Source organism: Streptomyces sp. ISL-96 (assembly GCF_018614035.1).
In the GTDB taxonomy this organism is placed as follows: domain Bacteria; phylum Actinomycetota; class Actinomycetes; order Streptomycetales; family Streptomycetaceae; genus Streptomyces.
Map to the genome: position 1 here is coordinate 1 of NZ_JAGGPA010000050.1, position 16,687 is coordinate 16,687.

Below are 16,687 nucleotides of genomic sequence, written 5' to 3' on the forward strand. Positions count from 1 at the left end.
AAATCATCTGCAAGCCCTTAGGCGGTGACGGAGCAGGTCATGGGCTCGCTTCGGACGGTTGGCCGCAGCGTGTAGCGGCCTCTGCTCGACCTGACGATCAGCCCCCTGCCGTGCCCAGTACGCCACCTGGACCCTGAAGCTCTTGAGGTTGGTGATGCGGAGCGCCTGTGCGATTTCATTGGGGTGTCAGGTATCCGGGCTGGGACCGGAGGACGACGAGGGTGGCCTCGATCCGGGAGAGTGCCGGGATCCACCACGGGGGCCGCCGGAGGGGTAGGGGGTGTGTAGACGGGGTCGTCGAGCAAGATGTAACCCCGGTGTGGATCTTCCTGATCAGGCCCTCTCGCTCCGCCGCGATCCGCACAAGCAACCGCGACAGCACCCCCTCCCCATCCACCGCAAGAAGCCGCCGTACCACCACACCCCGCGCCAACGGCGCACCCCCGGTCGGCACAACAACAGCCGACCCCGCCTCGGCCCCACCCAGTAGCTGTTGTCGTACCGAGAGGTTCGCTTGGCGCTCGAATGAGGGTTCCCGGTCGGGTGGTCTTCCGGCGGCACGGGCACGTCGATGTCTCCGTCTATGCCTACTTGAGCATGGCGGCGAGGAAGAAACCGCCGATCATCAGTGCCAGCCCGCTCATGCCAACGACCGGCATGTCGAGCAAGTACGAAAGCAAGAACATGCACAAGCCGATGCCTGAGAGGCCGTTCTCTTTCCGAACCTCGTGTGAGGTCTTCGCTGGTCAGGCATGGATAGCTGCTGCCGCGGAAGCCTCGGCGTATTGCCGGGCGAGATGTCGTGGAGGTAGCGGATGCCGTCGATGCGGGCGGTTCTGGAAACGCGGCAGAAGGCCGCAGCCGTTCAGGTGCAGCAGTTGGAAGCCGAGTTGGAACGGGTGCGGGCGGCTCTCGCGGACGCGGAAGAGGTGCACCGGCGCCGGATGATCGGCTTGGAGCAGTATCTGGAGGCGCTGGCCGAGGAGAACGCACCTGCGATGTCGCAGAAGAAGCCGGTCGGACCGCGCCGGGCAGTGCCTCACCGGCAGAACGCGACCGAGGTGAAGGAGCTGTCGCCGGACTACCAGGCATTGATGGCCGCCGCGGCCGATGCGGGAGGTGACGGGCTCGGTGCCCGGCGGGCAGCGGTGGTGCTGGGCTGGGACAGCGCGTCCGCTTCCCGCGTCGAGGGAGCCAGAGCACGGCTGAAGCGGCTGGTGGAACGGGGCTGGCTGGTCGAGAAGAAACCGGGCAGATTCACGCTGCCACTGCAGGCGCAAGATACTGCCGGGCGGCCAGGCGGCGGCTCATGAGCGTGGTCATCGACCACAGCACGACGGCCTCGCTGGTGTCTGTGCGCCGCTCGTAGTCACGGACCAGGCGCCGGCTGCGCAGGCACCAGGCGAAAGATCGTTCCACGACCCAGCGGCGGGGCAGGACCTGGAACCCGCTGACGTCGTCGCTGCGTCGGACGATATCGAGAACGATCCCGAGCTGTGCCGCGGCCCAGTCGGTGAGATGGCCGGTGTATCCGCCGTCGGCCCAGACCCGTGCCAGCCCTCCGAAACGGTTTTTGGCCGACGACAGCAGGATGCGGGCGGCGTCCCGGTCGGTCGTGGACGCCGGTGTGACCAGCACGGCCAGAAGGAGTCCGAGCGTGTCGGTGAGCAGGTGCCGCTTGCGTCCGTTGATCTAATGGACGGGAGCTGAGCTCGTTGAAACACCTTCTCGATGCCGATCGCCGGCGTCAGCACGACGTCCTCCGTTGATCCGGACCTTGAGTCCTCAAAGAAGACTGACGTGTGCTGGCGCTCGCCGTCGGCATCGAGGGCGACCACTTGATCACCGATGATGATCGTGGTCCAAGCCCCCTGCGGGGACTACCTCTTACGTGCTCGGGAGCCACCAGCTCCGATCAAGACCGAGGGCCCCGCAGGTCGCTGGGGTCATGAACGGCTAATCGGATGTCGGGCCATCGAGCCCTTCCATTAGAGAGACGCATGCCCTGCACGGCTGTGACCAGCCACAACACAGGTTCGATGAGAAAGCGTGAGGCGAGTGAGAGCGTTCTGCGGCATCGACTGGGCCAGCGACCACCACGACATAGCCGTCGTCGACGAATCGGGTTCGCTACTGGCTCGCGCTCGCATCGATGACTCTGCGGAAGGGCTCGACCAGCTGCTTCAGCTGCTCGCCGAGCACGGCGATAGTCCGCAGGATCCAATCCCAGTGGCCATTGAGACCTCCCGCGGTCTTCTGGTCGCCTGCCTTCGGGCAACGGGCCGCCCCGTCTACGCCATCAACCCGATGGCCGCCGCCCGGTACCGGGACCGTCACACAGTCTCCCGGAAGAAGTCCGACCACCTGGACGCCATGGTGCTGGCGAACATTCTCCGTACCGATGCCGCCGCTCACCGCGCGCTTCCCGCAGACTCGGAGGTGGTCCAGGCCGTCGCGGTCCTTGCCCGTGCCCAGCAGGACGCCGTCTGGGACCGAACTCAGGCTGGCAACAAGCTGACCTCCCACCTGCGCGAGTACTTCCCCATCCATCTGGCCGCCGTCGGGCACCGCCGCGAGGGCATCTATCACCCCATAGCCCGCGCGCTCCTGGCCGCGGCGCCGACCCCGCGCCAGGCGGCCAAGCTGACCCGGCCGCAGTTGCGGGCCGTGCTGAAGAAGGCCGGCCGCAAGAACACCATCGAAAGGGAGGTCGAGCGTCTGCACAGCGCACTTCGCGCACCGCAGATGCGCCATCTTCCCCTGGTCGAGGAGGCCATGGGACGCCAAGCAACCGCGCTGCTAAGCCAGTTGGAAGCCGCATGCGCGAGCGCCGATGATCTTGCCGAGGCCGCGGTGCAGGCATTCGAGGCACATGCTGACGCCGAGATCATCACCAGTTTCCCAGGGCTGGGTCCGCTCAGCGGAGCTCGGGTTCTGGCCGAGATCGGCGACGACAGGACTCGGTTCGCCGACGCCAGAGGGCTGAAGGCGTACGCAGGTTCCGCACCGGTCACCCGGGCCTCCGGCAAGAGCGTGTCCGTCGCGGCCCGCAGAGTGAAGAACCAGCGGCTGGCCGGAGTCGGCTACATGTGGGCCTTCTCAGCGATGGCCCACTCAGACGGAGCTCGGGCTCACTACGATCGGCGACGTGAGGCCGGAGACCGGCACACGGCAGCTCAGAGGAATCTCTTCAACAGGATGATCGGCTGCCTCCACCACTGTCTGACTCACCGGGTCCCGTTCAACGAGGCCGTCGCCTTCCCGACCTCGCGAGAACCCCGTCTTACCCTCGCCGCTTGACACGTTCTTCGCATCGGATGTCTAAGACGCCATCCGCTTTCCGAACGTGATCGTTTGGTTCGGGGTGGGTGGGCATGAACTCCGCTCGGTGGCGGGAGAGATGAGCGTGGTTCGTTCGCTCGTCTGGCTCGTGGAGGTGGCTGGTGCCGTCGGTGCTCGGTTTGCTGGAGGCCCGGGAGAAGAGGGTCCGGGAAGAGGTCGCGCGGTTGTGGGAGGAGGCCGAGCGGGTGCAGGCCGCGCTCGGCGAGGCGGAACGTGCGCTTCAGCGGCTGGTGGATGCCCGTGCGACGGTGTCCGAGGTGCTGGCCGAGACGCCGTCCGCGGTTGCGGAGCCGGTGCCAAGCGCGGTGGCGGGTTCGCCGGTGCCGCGGCGGGCCGGGGGCATGGCGGCGTCGGTCCTGGCGCCGGACTACCAGCGGATTGTGTCGGTGCTGGAGTCGGAAGCGGGCCGGGAGGGCATGCGCTGCCAGCAGCTGGCCGTGGCCCTGGGGCTGGAGGCCATCCCGGCGAAGGTCGAGGGGCTGCGGTCGAAGGCGAAACGTCTGGTGGAGCGGGGGTGGGCCCTGCAGGTGCGGCCGGGGGTGTTCACCGCTCTCGCGGTGCCGGCCGTCTGAAGGCACCGGGGCGGCGTCCAGCCAGGCGGCCGCTCATGAGCATAGTCATCGACCACAGCACCATGGCCTCGTGCATGGCGGGCAGGCTCTCGTAGTCGCGCACCAGGCGGCGTGAGCGCATCAGCCAGCTCAACGTTCTCTCCACCACCCACCTGCGCGGCAGCACCACGAACCCCGTTGTGTCGTCGGAGCGTTTGACGATGTCGAGGGTGAGCCGGAGATTCTCGGCCGCCCAGTCGACCAGGCGTCCGGCATAGCCGCCGTCCGCCCACACCAGGCGGATGGAGAAGTACATGTCGCGCAGCCGCTCCAGCAACCCGGCGGCGGCGTCGCGGTCCTGCACGCTCGCCGCGGTCACCGCGACGGCCAGGACCAGGCCGAGGCAGTCCACCACCAGGTGCCGCTTGCGGCCGCCCACCTTCTTCCCGCCGTCCCAGCCGGATGTGGAGCGCGGGATGTTCGCCGCAGCCCGCACCGACTGCGAGTCCACGATCGCAGCCGTCGGGTCCACCGCGCGGCCCTCCTTCTGGCGGACCTTGTCGCGCAGCCGGTCGTGGAGCTCGGCGAGCAGGCCCGTGACCTGCCAGCGGCGGGCGAAGGCATGCACGCGGCGATACGGCGGGAAGTCCGCAGGCAGGTTGGCCCACTTGACGCCGTTGTCGGCCACATAGCGGACCGCGTCGATCATCCAATGCCACGAAGTTAAGGGCCCGTTGACGATGTCAAGGGCGGGTGAGATGCGAAGGGGCCTCTGCTATCCAGGGGATCGACCAAGATCTACCTGAGAAAGCAGAGGCCCGATGCCCCAGGCTGTCACGAGCGGAACCGATGACGTGTTCGCACCCGCTCATATCGGCGAGTTAACGCAGGTCATCCCGCCCGAGCTGGTGGATGCGGTACTGGACGAGACCGGGGCTTGCGAGCAACGACTGCGGAGCCTGCCTTCCCGCGTTGGGGTGTACTTCGTCCTGGCGCTCGGCCTGTTCGAGCATCTCGGTGCCGCGCTGGTGTGGGGAAAACTCGTAGCAGGGCTGACCGCCAAAGTGCCGCAGCCTTCCGAGAAGGCACTTCGCGATCTGCGTCGTCGCATCGGCGTGGCCCCACTGCAACGACTGTTCGACGTTCTGGCCGGCCCGTTGGCCCAGCCGTCCACCCCTGGGGTGCGCTATCGCCGCTGGCGCACGGTCGCCTTCGACGGATGCGGGAGCCTGTCCGTCCCCGATCACGAGAGGAACCGGTCCTGGCTCGGCCGCGTCGAACGCCGTTACGGTCCAGGCGGCTACCCACGGCTGATGCTCATGACCCTGTGCGAAACCGGCACCCGCGGCCTGATCGCAGCCGCCTTCGGCCCCGCCACCAAAGGCGAGACCGATTACGCCCGGGACCTGGCCAGCCACCTGACCTCGGACATGCTCCTCCTGGCCGACCGCGCCTTCGACAGCAACGAACTGCTCGCAGACATCGCAGCTCAGGGTGCACAGTTCCTGGTACGCGCCACCAGTGTCCGACGCCCTCCCGTGCTGGCCCTGCTACCCGACGGCTCCTACCTCACCCGCATCGGCAGCCTCCCCCTTCGGGTGATCGAGGCCGACATCCGCACCCGCACCGCCGACGGTGGCGTCTTCGGCGGCACCTACCGCCTGCTCACCACGCTCAGCGACCACCGCGCCGATCCCGCCGACCACCTGGTGCGTCTCTATCACGAACGCTGGGAAATCGAGACCGCCTACCTCGCGTTACGTCACACCCTGCTCAGAGGCAGGGTGCTGCGCTCGAAGGACCCGGTGGGTCTCACCCAGGAGATGTGGGGACTGCTCACCCTCTATCAGGCCCTGCGCGCGATCATGGTGACCGCGGTGGAGACAACATCCGGCTGCGATCCCGACCGGGCCGGCTTCACCATCGCTTTGGAGGCCGCGCGCGACACGGTCGTCAGCTCCATCGGCCCGGCCCCAGCCGCTGGGCCGAGCACCTGTTCCGACCTGGTCGGATTCATCGGCGCCCGCGTCCTGCAGGCGCTGCTTCCGAGGCGCCGGATGCGACTGTCCACCCGCATCGTCAAGTGCGGAACCTCCCGCTACAACAGTTGGAACCGCGACGGACGACCTCGCGACAGCACGCCGATCACCACCATCGAGATCACCGTGCATCCACCGGCCCTCCCCAATGCGCACGATCCAGGTCGGGCCCCCTCCGGCCGCTGGGGCCAGGTCTGCCAGATCCTGGCTGCGAACTCCAACGAGGCCATGCACACCCGCGACATCGCACAGCATCTCGGCCTCGCCACCACGGGGCGCCCCCTCAGCAGCCTCACCGCGCAACTCTGCTACTGGGCTCGCAACGGCCGACTCATCCGCACGGCACCGAACACCTACAAGATCACCCTCCCCGATGCCTTGACTTCGTCAACGGGCCCTTAACTTCGTGGCATTGGTCGATCATCTGCCGGTGGCAGTAGCCCTCCGGCCGGCCGCCCCGCCCCTCCAACCAGGCGGGAACCGGCAGCACGGCCCGGATGACCCGCCATTCTGCATCCGTCATGTCGGAGACATAGCTCGGGGTGCGCTCCGGCCGGTCTGCCGCGTTGCCGAACCTGTGCGCGAGGCAGTCACACGATGGGGAAGGGGAGTTGGACTCCACGCATGCGGGCGCGAAAGACTGCGGCAACAGGGCCTCCTGGTGCTTGGTTTGGTTCGCACCCCCGAGCTACCAAGAGGCCCTGCTGTCATGCGCCGGCTCTCGCGCGATCACCCGATCAGGAGCCCTGTTCGACCAGGCCGGTCCCGTGATCGATAAGCGGATGACGTCTAAGGGGGGATCGTCCGGAGTGAGACCAACGGTCAACGGACGAGTAGGCCTGCAACTATGCAACCAGCCGTACGCCTAGTCAGTCCTGACGGTCATGAGCCCTCGTCTGTCCCGGCGCCAGGCTGAACGGCGCGGCCTGCGTCTCTGGCCGGTCGGTCTCGTCCTGCTCCTGGCCTTCACCGCCGCGATTGTGGTCGCCGCCGCGGTGTTCTACACCGGATGGGACCTGCTCAGTGCCCGAGAACTGAAGCCTGAACGCCTCATCGACTCCAAGACACTGTTCGATCTGGTCAAACTCTCCTTCGGCGTAGTCGCCGGAGCCGGCGCCCTGGTCGCCCTGGTCGTTGCCTACCGCCGCCAGCGCGTCGACGAGGACGGCGCCCTGCGCGACGCCACCCGCCTGCACACCGAACGCTTCACCACCGCCGTCTCCCAGCTCGGCGACGAATCCGCCGCCGTCCGCCTCGGTGGCGTCCACGCCCTGGCCGGTCTCGCCGACGACGCCCCCACCCGCGAACTGCGCCAGACCTGCATAGACGTCCTGTGCGCCTACCTCCGACTGCCCTACACCGCCGAGGCCGAACTCCCGGCGGATGACGCGGAAGCCCGCCACAGCTACCTGGCCCTCCGGGAAGTCCGGCACACCGTCATCAGGCTCATCCGCGACCACCTCCGCCTGCCCCTCAAGCATCAGCACTCGTGGCAAGGCCACGACTTCGACTTCACAGGAGTCACCTTCGACGGCGGAGACTTCTCAAGGGCGACGTTCTCGGGAGGCCTGGTCAGCTTCAGCGGGGCGACGTTCTCCGAAGCCAGGGTCGACTTCCGCGGGGCGACGTTCTCCGGAGACGTGGTCAGCTTCGGCAGGGCGACGTTCTCCGGAGCCAAGGTCGACTTCAGCGAGGCGACGTTCTCCGGAGCCGGGGTCGACTTCAGCGAGGCGACGTTCTCGGGAGGCTTGGTCAGCTTCGGCGAGGCGACGTTCTCCGCAGACGTGGTCAGCTTCCGCATGGCGACGTTCTCCGGAGGCAGAATCGGCTTCGGCGAGGCGACGTTCTCCAAAGGCTTGGTCAGCTTCCGCGGGGCGACGTTCTCCGGAGGCGGAGTCGACTTCGTCGGGGCGACGTTCTCCGGAACCGGAGTCGACTTCAGCGAGGCGACGTTCTCCGGAACCGGGGTGGACTTCGTCGGGGCGACGTTCTCCGGAACCAGGATCAGCTTCGCAGGGGCGACGTTCTCCGGAGCCAGAGTCGACTTCCACCGGGCGACGTTCTCCGAAGCCAGGGTCGACTTCGACTGGGCGACGTTCTCCGGAGACGGGATCAGCTTCGGCGGGGCCACGTTCTCCGGAACCAGGTTCGACTTCCGCGCGGCAACGTTCTCCGGAGGCGCGGTCGACTTCAGCGGAGTCACCGGTCCCGCACCCTCTGGCCTGGTTCCGCAAAGCCGATCGCCTCTGCCCACCGGGCTTACCCTCCCAGCAGACTGGCACCCCACAGGTCCCTGAGGGGCCACACAGTGTGCTCCAGGCCTTCGGCTATCCGGAGGAACGCCCGCAAAACCGACCGTGGGAGTGGACGGCGGTCCCGGGCCTTCATTCCCTGCTCTCCTCAGCATCCGCCGGAGCATCCGCCAGACATCCGCCGGGGATCCGCCGGGGATCCGCCGGACGCACCCGGTCCGGCGGATCCCCGGCGGACTCCTGGCGGATCCCCAGGAACTGGGCGTGAAGCCCGCTGAGCGGCCTCACCAGGCGCTCGCGCGGGACGGTGCGAGACTGGGGCAGCGAAGGGCTCCGAGGCGTTCACCCGGGGTGTAGCGGCCCTGCGGCAGTACATCGCGCGGGAAGGGAAGACCGTCGTGGGGCGGCAGCAGCCGGTCGTTGAACCACCGTTGAGGGACGCGGAAGCGAAGTCCCGGGGCCTTCTGTCATGACTCTGGGGCTTCGCCCTCACAGCCCGACTGGTGCCGGATCGTCCGGGGTCTGGAGGAAGGCCGCCTGGACGCGCAGCAGGTGGGTTTCGGGGTGGGTGTCCTCGTAGCGTTGCAGGACTTGCTCGTAGCGGTCGGCGGCGAACAGTCCGGTCGCCTGTTCGTCCTCGTCCATGCCGCACGCCATGGCGAGCTTCGCCCCTTCGTGCAGAGCGGTCTTCTTCGGATCCTTCGTCGTCTGAACCGTGCCGTCCGGACGGTACAGTCGTGAGGAGATCATCTGCTTGATGAAACGGGCGTAAGCGGTCACCTGCGGGAGGCTACCCACACCACCGTCCCGTATGGGCCGCCTCTCGCGAAGCCCATCAGGTTGTGTCGTCTCAACTGCTGATGGCACGCCGCGCGCCCGGGGGCCCTCGGTGACGGGGGCCCGGCCTTCGCTCTTGCCCGAGGTCATGGCGCGATGGACAGCACGACTCCGCGCGTGTGCGAGCACTTCGGCACGCCCTGACGGATACACCCCCGCGACTCGGCGACGCCTCGCCCGCGATCGAGGCCGGGGCCTTGCTCTTCTACGTCACCTTCCTTCCTCCCGGCCCGTGACCGAAGTCTGCGCAATGCGTTGTTCTCGGCGGTGCTCGCATGTCCATTCCTCGAGGGTGCGGGCCCCCGGGGCCCTGGCCACTACGCCCGGTCCAGGGCCCCCGGCCTTCATTCACACAGGGCGGCTGGCAGCAATAACCCTGCGATCAAGCCCGAGCACGCTCGCCGCCTGGCCCGATGGCCGCAGCCAGCTGCGGCAGCCGGGGTCACCAACATGCCGGTCTCGCCCCGGGCGCGCCTGAACGCCGGCGCGACCGAACGCAACAGCCCCTCACGCAAGACGCCCGGCTGGGGATTCCCAGCCGGGCGTCTTGCGTGAACTACGTCTTGCGTGAACTGCTCGCGGCCCATCAACCGGCCGCCTAATCGCGACGGGCCTGGAAAGCGCCCTCCTGCGGTTTCAGCAGGTCACGGACCAGACACCATGGCCCGCAGGACCAGCAGTTGTTCAGGCTGCTGCCCCAGTCGGCCGAGCTCAACGGGCACACCCGTTTCTCACTCGCCGGCGAGCGCCGCTACGCGTCTCGCGTCGTTAGAGAAGGCCGAGGTCGAGGTCGACTCCCGGTCCCGTCTCGGCGTCGGCACCATTCCTGGCCCGGGTGTCCTCGCCACTGCAGATCTGCTGGACCGAGACCGCGGTCGCCGGGCCGCTGCCAAGGACAGTAACGGGCCCCGTCGCAATGTTGACGAGACCGAGCTGGAACGTGTCATCGCTGACATGGGACCGCTGCTCGCACACGACCACGTTGCCGTCCTTGCCCTTGCCCTTGCCCCAGCCGTCCGGGTGGCCGTAGCCGTCGCCGTCGCCGGCCGCGGCGACACCGGCCCCGAGCATGCTGAAACTCCCGAGCATGGCAGCTACCAGGGCAGCATTGCGAAGCTTGCGCACAACATCTCCACTTCCGTCAGAGTCGACGTGATCAGTGAGGGGTGGAACCGTACAAACCCGCAACCTAAACCACATTTGCACCATTTCGAGTACAACGCGCCGATGCATCACCCCCCATCGGAGAGCCAGGACGGCCGCGACCGTGACTGGACGCGGCCGCCCCAGACCCCAGTACGCCAAGGAATCCGGGCAGCAGCGCTGGTGGCACGCCCACGGCCACATCCCCCACAGCGTCTACATCGGCCCGGAGACGGACGCCGCATCCATCCACTCCTACGGAAGCCCATGGTCATCCCCGGCCTGCTGCAGACTCCCGCCTACGCCCATGCAGTCATCGGGGAAACGATTCCCCCGCGCACCGCCGAGCAGGCCGCCATACGCCTTCGGGTGCGGCTTCGCCGCAAGCACGGATCTACAACCCGGCCCGCCCCCTGCGACTGCGGGGCGTCCTGGACGAATCAGCCCTGCACCGCATCGTCGGCATGGTCGGCAGCCGCAACACCATGCGCGAACAACAAGATCGCGCTCGAACTCGCCCCCGCGTTCCTGTCCGACCAAGAAGCCGCCGACACGGTCCTCGCCCGGTACGCTGACGACATCGGGATCGATGCGGAAACCGTCCTTGCCGTACGCCGCTACGCACTCACCGGCGACCGCCACGCCCTCGAAGGCACCTGGCTCTGACCACCAGCAACCCGGCTGCGGGAACTTGGATCTGCTGACGCAGACGGTACGGGAATGGCGCTTGGCCGGTCATACGGGTCCGGCGGTGGCGGTGTGTTCGCTGGATGATGACCCGCATCTGTGGAATCTCGATGTGCGTTCCACGACGAGTCCGCCGCAATTGGCTCTGTGGCACGGTCGCGGGCCGGTGACCGTCTACGCCACCTACGCGTCTCTGCCCGTGCTGGCGGAGGCTCACGAGGGGGCGTATGGGCTTCCGATGGACGCTTTCGACCTCGTGGTGGTCGATGAAGCCCACCGTACAAGTGGCTCGATGGGTAAGGCGTGGGCGGCGATCCATGACCAGGACGTGATCCCGGCGATGCGCCGGCTGTACATGACGGCCACCCCGCGGATCTGGAAGGAGCGCCCGCCCCGGCCCCCGTGGGCGGAACGGCAGCCGGGCTTCGAGAACGCGCGCGATCCGCTCCCGCACGAGCTGGCCTGCTCCATGGACGACCCGAAAATCTACGGCCCCGTCGTGTACGAGCTGTCCCTGGCGTCGGCGGTCTCACGGGGGCTTTTGGCGCGGTATCAAATTGTGGTGGTCGAGTTGACCGACCCGGTGGTGACTCCTGCTCGCCTGGCCGGCGAGCAGAAGCGGGAGGAAGGCAGGTCCGGGACTGGGCGCGGCTGAACGAGGAGCAGCAGCGGCGCCTCAGCGAGCTGGGTGTGAAACCGGCTGAGCGGCCCCACAAGACTTCGGCGCGAACCAGCGCGAAGGCTCGGGCAGCGAAGGGCTCTGAGGCGTTCACGCGGGGCGTCGCGGCCCTCGCTCAGTACATCGCACGGGAGGCCCGGACCGTCGTCCCGAGGGGGCACACCGAGCACCTCGAAGACGGCACTGCCGTACGGCTCGGGGTATGGCTCTCCAACCAGAAGAACCGAAGCGACCGCCTCAGCGAACAGCAGCTCGCCAAACTCGGACTCGACTGGGCATAACGAAGGGTTGGGATGCAGGAGCCTTTATTCACGAGTAGTGAGTTTTGACAGCACTGGGGTGCTAAGGGCTGTCCCGCAAACGCTGGCTGGGTTGCGCTTAGGTGAGAGCGGGATACCCGCGAGACTCCGACGCGGCAGTTGTGTCAGCCTGCTGGCATGCCATGGGAGCTGCGAGAACATGCAGGCCGTCACTACGCCGTCCTGTTCCACTACGCCTTGCCCGACGATGCCTGGGCCGTGGAACTGAGCGAGGCTCGGCCTGCGCCGGCCAACTCCGACGCCGCGGTGACCTACTTTCCCGGTTCTGCTTGCCTGGTAGCGCTTGTCCCAGACGAGGACCCGAATCTGGAACCGACCGTCCGTGTCTACAGCCCTGACGAACGCGTGGTGCCCTACGAGATCATGCGCTGGTTCATGGAACAGGTGGCCGACCAGGTTGAACGCTGCCGCATCGCGTTCGAGCAGGGAGAACCTGAAGCAGTGGAATGATCATGCAGTGGCTGGTGTGATCACGGCGTCAGAGCCCTCCTGGATAGCCCCGTTCAGCGGACTGAGTCCACGGCAGTTCGGGAAGCTGATCTCCGCGTTACGACGCGAGGGCGCCAGCCCGGTTCACAAAGGTCGGCCGTGGAGCCTGCTGCTGGAGGACAGGGTCCTGCTGGTCGCCGCGTACTGGCGAACGAACCTGACACTGCGGCAGCTCGCCCCGCTCTTCGGGATCTCGAAGTCGGCAGCCAGCCGCATCATCAACCACCTTGCCCCGTCAATCGCCCTTCATCCCCGCAAGCGGTTCCGCAAGGACGCAGTGCTGATCGTGGACGGCACGCTGGTGCCCACCCGTGACCATGCGGTCGCCGAGCAGTCCAAGAACTACAGGTACTCGACCAACCACCAGGTCGTCATCGACGCCGACACTCGGCTCGTCGTCGCCGTCGGCCGGCCCCTGCCCGGCAACCGCAACGACTGCAAGGCATGGGAGCTGTCCGGGGCGAAGGCCGCCGTCGGGAAGGCCACGGTGATCGCGGACGGCGGCTACCGCGGCACCGGCCTACTCATCCCGCACCGCCGCGAACCCGGCCAGGCTGAACTCACGGCCTGGAAGGAGGAACACAACGCCTCCCACCGCAAGGTCCGCGCCCGCGTCGAGCACACCTTCGCCCTCATGAAGACCTGGAAGATCCTCCGTGACTGCCGGCTGAAGGGCGATGGAGTCCACCACGCCATGCTCGGCATCGCCCGCCTCCACAACCTCGCCCTGACCGGATAGGGGATCTATGTCGACGGCCGATGAGGACCACGTCTTAGATCACTTGCGGGACAACCCTTAGGCCATACCGACTGCAACGGGCAACGAGCCATACCCAGAGCCCCTGGGTTCCGCCGATCCTACGAATGACCAGTTCGAACCCACGAAGAAGGTAAGACGGGCAAACTCATCGGCCTGACGAACCGGCCCTGCGGTCGAAGAGAGACCTCGCGCCTTGCGGCGTCAGATGCAGGACCGCGCTCCAGCGCGGCTTTGACCGTGCGGAATCCGACACCGTGCCGATACATCACCTTCGGGCAAAATCGGGTGTTCCCCGCTCTGGGCGACAAGTGGTGTCAGCTCCCACGTACAAAACCAGTGCATTGCCTGCCAGTGCGCGGCACCGGCGGGCGGTGGCGAGCGCGGTCCAGAGAACGCCTACCTACGCCGCCGCTGCGCGGACCGGCCGACCTCCGCACCGAGATGACTGCGCTGGATGTACGTCAGCAGCGCGGTGCCACGTGCCTGCTCGCGTTCGATCTGGGCGTCCAGGGCTTCAGGGAGACGGTGGTGGCGGCCGGCCACGTTGCGCAGACGAGGGAACCGGCGTGTACACGCAAACGAGCAATCAGTGACGGGGCCGGGCGCCACAGCCCGCCGCTCCCGTCGGCCGATCATTGAGGCCGGTCCCCAGATCCAGCCCGTGCCCAAGCCGCGTCGTCCCGTTTGCGGGACTCAGTGAGCGGGTGAAGGCTGGTCTTGTAACGCGCGACGGTGCATAGGCGTGGGCGGCCCTGAACATCATCAACCATGAGGAGTGGAGCATGAATCGGGATCGCGGCACAGCGCCGATAGGTGACTCCCATGAGCCAGCGCAAGGGTGGACGCGACTTGCCCCGCTTAGCGGCGTGGTTTTCTTCGTGCTGCTCGTGGCCTCCGCCGTCACGGCTCAAGAGACGCCCGAGGGGGATGCCTCCGGCGCGAAAGTGCTCTCTTTCTTCAAGGGCCATGAGAGCGCCACAAAGGCGTCCGCCCTGCTCGCGGGCTTGGGGGTCGTCTTCTTGATCTTCTTCGCGAGTTGGTTGCGCACGTACCTGCGCAGTAAAGGGGCAGGCGCGCTTGCGCCGGCGGTCTTCGGCGGCGCTGTCGTGATCGGCATCGGCGGTGCGGCTCGTGCAGGGATTAGCTGGGCGCTTGCTTCTGGTCATGACAAAATCGACCCCAGCGCCGCCCAAGCGCTCAATCTCTTGCATGCGAGCCATTACCCGGCCATCGTCGGTATTGCGATCTTCATGTTCGCCACGTGGCTGTCGGTCTTGCGGACCGGCGCGTTGCCACGGTGGCTGGGGTGGGTGGCTCTGCCGATCGCCCTCATCGCGATCGCGCCGCCTACCCTAATTCCGCTCATCGGCGCGGGCGTGTGGATCTTGGTCGCCAGCATCGTCATGTACGTGCGCAGCGATCAGACGGGTCGCGCCGCCTGACCCCCGATTCACCGAGGGCGGACCCCCCCGGTTTCGTAGACACCTGATGGCTGGGCCATCTGGCTTGCCGGGGAAGAATGTCTGGATGCCGAAGACCCCGCCGTGTTCGAAGGAGTTGCGAACTGAGGCGGTCTCACTTGCTAGGCGGTGTTCAAGTTGTTCGTGCCTCCCTTGCGTCGCGACACGGGGGCGCCCCGGGCCGACGACAGCGCCTGGCCACAGTCCTCGACGGGCCGGTACCGCCATGACCCGCCTCCCGGCCGACGCCGCCGTCGACACCGGACACGTCCGTCCGGGACTTCAGCCACTCCTGGGCTTGCTTACCCGCCGTCGGCTGTCCAGTTGTGCTGGTTCCTGGGCGGGCGTGAGGGCTGAGGGTCGCTCACGACAGCGACGCAGCCCGCGCAGCCAGCCGGGTCCGCTCGGCGTACGGGCGCAGGATCAGGAAGTGATCCGGGGAGCCAAACCGAGACCGCAAGCGTCCCCCTCTACCGGAAGCGCAGATGCGAGTAATCCACGGCAACCAACTCAGGTGCGGTTAGCTCGGCGGAGGGCTGCCCCTGACAGGGGCAGGGCGCCCAAGCGCAGTCCACAGACGCCCAAGGCACGGTCGTCGGTACTGTTGCTGCGATCGGTGGCCTCGTATTCACAGGGCCCCTTACCACTACAAAGCCGAGGTGGCCGAAGACCAACTGGCGCAAGCGAAAGGCATACCGACCGCGAAGGCCGAGATCAGGCGACACGCGTGTCCAAGGGGCTGAGGGGCAAACACCTGGATGCATGTGATGAACAGGTCGCCAGACCCGGTGTTCAACGTGCAGGTGTGGTTCGCGGTGGGAGCCCAGTACCGCACGGTCGACGGTATTAGCCTCCGCCTCATCATCACCTCTCTCAATGGAGGGGATGCCGCCATACTCCGAGATGGTTGCTCCTACGAGTCATGTCCGGTACACGAAGCCGCCTGAGTTTCGCCTACATTGACGGACACGGGTGGGAACGTTGGGGTGGCCAGTTCGGCGAGCCGAACCTGGAGTCATACCGGATGTGCTCTCCCCCGCCGCCGTGGAAGACACGCGGAGTGTCTGTGAAGCCGCCCGCTTCCAAACCGGCTGCGGCATGCGGCGACGGCGACCAAGCCAAGTGACGTCCCACGAATGGCGGCAGCCTCGCCATCAACTCGACGTGGCCGCGGCGTACGGCCGGCGGCACAGCTCGGTGACGTTGGAGCAGCCATCTGACAGCACAGCCGCTCGCAGGCAAAAGCTGCATGCCCGACTTCAGAGCGCGGCCGGCCTTGCAACGCAGTCAGCCCTGGATCTCAGTGCGAGCCCAGGACTGCACTGCCGGAGGCCTCACGAGGTTTTCGGCGCTCCCGCTTTGGTGGCCAGAGGTTACGTCTCGACGTGTTGTGATGGTCGATGCCCACAGGGCCTCGTGGGGAACAGGGACCCCTCGCCGAGATCAGGGACGAGAATGGGTGACGTGCAGGGCCCGCCATCGCCTCTGTAGTCCCTACACCCGCAAGGCGGATAAGGAGGGAAGGGCAGCTTTGCGTGACAGGGGCTTCCGAACCACCCCATGTCGGGTGGTGGCTCCATCTCTGCTCGGATCATCGCTGCGGCTTCTTCCCGTGCCCCGATGACCTGCAACGCGGCCCTTTCCAAGGTGGCCCGCTGTTCGTCGGTGAGTTCGTCCCGAGACTGATAGGTGGACATGTATTCACTCCTGGGAGTTGCTGCGTCAGGGGTCCACGGCGGGGAGGACCTGGCCGCCCCGGGCAGGACCTCTGGATCGTGAAACGAGGAAGCGAACAGTGATCGGCGACGTGCGGACTCGTCCGGCCTGCTTCACTCGCCTTGACGGCGGTAGCTGGCCGTTCCGCCGGTGTCCGCGACAATGGTTGGGCAGACCCCGCAGGCAGCCGCGCCCCGTTGCGAGAACCACCTGCAATCGCGGCGGATGCCACAGGTCGGAAGCGATCCATCCGGATGTGGCACGTGATGGTGCGGCACGCACCCGTCATCGGGCGGATCATCCAGCACGTGGTCGATGACACCGCAGCCCTGGCCCGTCCACTGCGAGCAGGCGCTTTCGATACAGGGCTGGCTGAAGCGATAGCGGCGTTCCGGAAGATTTCAAGTCCAGT

At 67.1% G+C, this 16,687-nt stretch carries 16 protein-coding genes and 1 pseudogene; 11 read left to right on the forward strand and 6 right to left on the reverse strand.

Translation table 11 applies throughout. The features are described from left to right. The first annotated feature begins 824 nt into the window (after positions 1–824). A complete protein-coding gene (locus J7E96_RS27820; RefSeq protein ID WP_215135068.1) occupies positions 825–1,313 on the forward strand; it encodes a hypothetical protein in 489 nt (162 codons plus the stop codon). On the opposite strand, the gene J7E96_RS27825 is transcribed toward J7E96_RS27820, so the two are convergent. Continuing rightward, entirely contained in the window at positions 1,258–1,638 is a 381-nt protein-coding gene (locus J7E96_RS27825) for a transposase (protein ID WP_308296170.1), read from the reverse strand. The two genes, J7E96_RS27820 and J7E96_RS27825, sit on opposite strands and share 56 nt — an antisense overlap. A 420-nt stretch (positions 1,639–2,058) precedes the next feature. Here J7E96_RS27825 and J7E96_RS27830 point away from each other — a divergent pair, with 420 nt between their 5' ends. Beyond that, positions 2,059–3,300, forward strand: a complete 1,242-nt coding sequence (locus tag J7E96_RS27830; protein WP_215135070.1) for an IS110 family transposase — start codon at positions 2,059–2,061, stop codon at positions 3,298–3,300. Positions 3,301–3,443: 143 nt separating this feature from the next. After that, positions 3,444–3,914, forward strand: coding sequence for a hypothetical protein (locus tag J7E96_RS27835; protein ID WP_215135044.1), 471 nt, complete (start codon positions 3,444–3,446; stop codon positions 3,912–3,914). Here J7E96_RS27835 and J7E96_RS27840 read toward each other — a convergent pair. After that, the gene (locus J7E96_RS27840) at positions 3,886–4,602 is read right to left on the reverse strand and encodes an IS5 family transposase (RefSeq protein ID WP_215135046.1); all 717 of its coding nucleotides are present in this window, start codon (positions 4,600–4,602) and stop codon (positions 3,886–3,888) included. The genes J7E96_RS27835 and J7E96_RS27840 overlap by 29 nt on opposite strands. A gap of 112 nt (positions 4,603–4,714) precedes the next feature. Between J7E96_RS27840 and J7E96_RS27845 the strand changes: the two genes are divergently transcribed. Both J7E96_RS27845 and J7E96_RS27850 read left to right on the forward strand, forming a co-directional pair. Continuing rightward, a complete protein-coding gene (locus J7E96_RS27845) occupies positions 4,715–6,334 on the forward strand; it encodes an IS4 family transposase (protein WP_215135048.1) in 1,620 nt (539 codons plus the stop codon). A gap of 482 nt (positions 6,335–6,816) precedes the next feature. Further along, positions 6,817–8,229 (forward strand): pentapeptide repeat-containing protein, encoded by a 1,413-nt coding sequence (locus J7E96_RS27850; protein WP_215135050.1) that lies wholly within the window; start codon positions 6,817–6,819, stop codon positions 8,227–8,229. 444 nt (positions 8,230–8,673) lie between these two features. Here J7E96_RS27850 and J7E96_RS27855 read toward each other — a convergent pair whose 3' ends face one another. Together J7E96_RS27855 and J7E96_RS27860 are read right to left on the reverse strand one after the other, a co-directional pair. Beyond that, a complete protein-coding gene (locus J7E96_RS27855) occupies positions 8,674–8,964 on the reverse strand; it encodes a hypothetical protein (protein WP_215135052.1) in 291 nt (96 codons plus the stop codon). 825 nt (positions 8,965–9,789) lie between these two features. Then, complete coding sequence (locus J7E96_RS27860; RefSeq protein WP_215135054.1) at positions 9,790–10,146, reverse strand: hypothetical protein; 357 nt, start codon at positions 10,144–10,146, stop codon at positions 9,790–9,792. Between the two features lie 285 nt (positions 10,147–10,431). On the opposite strand from J7E96_RS27860, the gene J7E96_RS38555 reads away from it, so the two are divergent. The 5 genes and pseudogenes from J7E96_RS38555 to J7E96_RS27885 all read left to right on the forward strand — a co-directional run bounded on the left by J7E96_RS38555 (position 10,432) and on the right by J7E96_RS27885 (position 13,078). Further along, positions 10,432–10,830: a Scr1 family TA system antitoxin-like transcriptional regulator gene (locus J7E96_RS38555; RefSeq protein ID WP_308296171.1), complete on the forward strand. Its 399-nt coding sequence runs from the start codon at positions 10,432–10,434 to the stop codon at positions 10,828–10,830. Positions 10,831–10,855: 25 nt separating this feature from the next. Continuing rightward, positions 10,856–11,479: pseudogene (locus tag J7E96_RS27870) on the forward strand (DEAD/DEAH box helicase family protein); the annotation flags it as partial. A gap of 62 nt (positions 11,480–11,541) precedes the next feature. Continuing rightward, the gene (locus J7E96_RS27875; protein ID WP_215135056.1) at positions 11,542–11,811 is read left to right on the forward strand and encodes a helicase associated domain-containing protein; all 270 of its coding nucleotides are present in this window, start codon (positions 11,542–11,544) and stop codon (positions 11,809–11,811) included. A gap of 156 nt (positions 11,812–11,967) precedes the next feature. Next, positions 11,968–12,300 (forward strand): hypothetical protein, encoded by a 333-nt coding sequence (locus J7E96_RS27880; protein ID WP_215135058.1) that lies wholly within the window; start codon positions 11,968–11,970, stop codon positions 12,298–12,300. A gap of 7 nt (positions 12,301–12,307) precedes the next feature. After that, complete coding sequence (locus tag J7E96_RS27885; protein WP_215135060.1) at positions 12,308–13,078, forward strand: transposase; 771 nt, start codon at positions 12,308–12,310, stop codon at positions 13,076–13,078. 417 nt (positions 13,079–13,495) lie between these two features. On the opposite strand, the gene J7E96_RS27890 is transcribed toward J7E96_RS27885, so the two are convergent. Beyond that, positions 13,496–13,642 carry a hypothetical protein gene (locus J7E96_RS27890; RefSeq protein ID WP_215135062.1) on the reverse strand — a complete coding sequence of 49 codons (147 nt, stop codon included), beginning with the start codon at positions 13,640–13,642 and terminating at the stop codon, positions 13,496–13,498. A 323-nt stretch (positions 13,643–13,965) separates the two neighbouring features. On the opposite strand from J7E96_RS27890, the gene J7E96_RS27895 reads away from it, so the two are divergent. After that, complete coding sequence (locus J7E96_RS27895) at positions 13,966–14,541, forward strand: DUF4386 family protein (RefSeq protein ID WP_215135064.1); 576 nt, start codon at positions 13,966–13,968, stop codon at positions 14,539–14,541. A gap of 1,391 nt (positions 14,542–15,932) precedes the next feature. Here J7E96_RS27895 and J7E96_RS38910 read toward each other — a convergent pair. Next, positions 15,933–16,256 (reverse strand): DUF6422 family protein, encoded by a 324-nt coding sequence (locus J7E96_RS38910; protein ID WP_374196724.1) that lies wholly within the window; start codon positions 16,254–16,256, stop codon positions 15,933–15,935. Positions 16,257–16,687 lie beyond the last annotated feature (431 nt).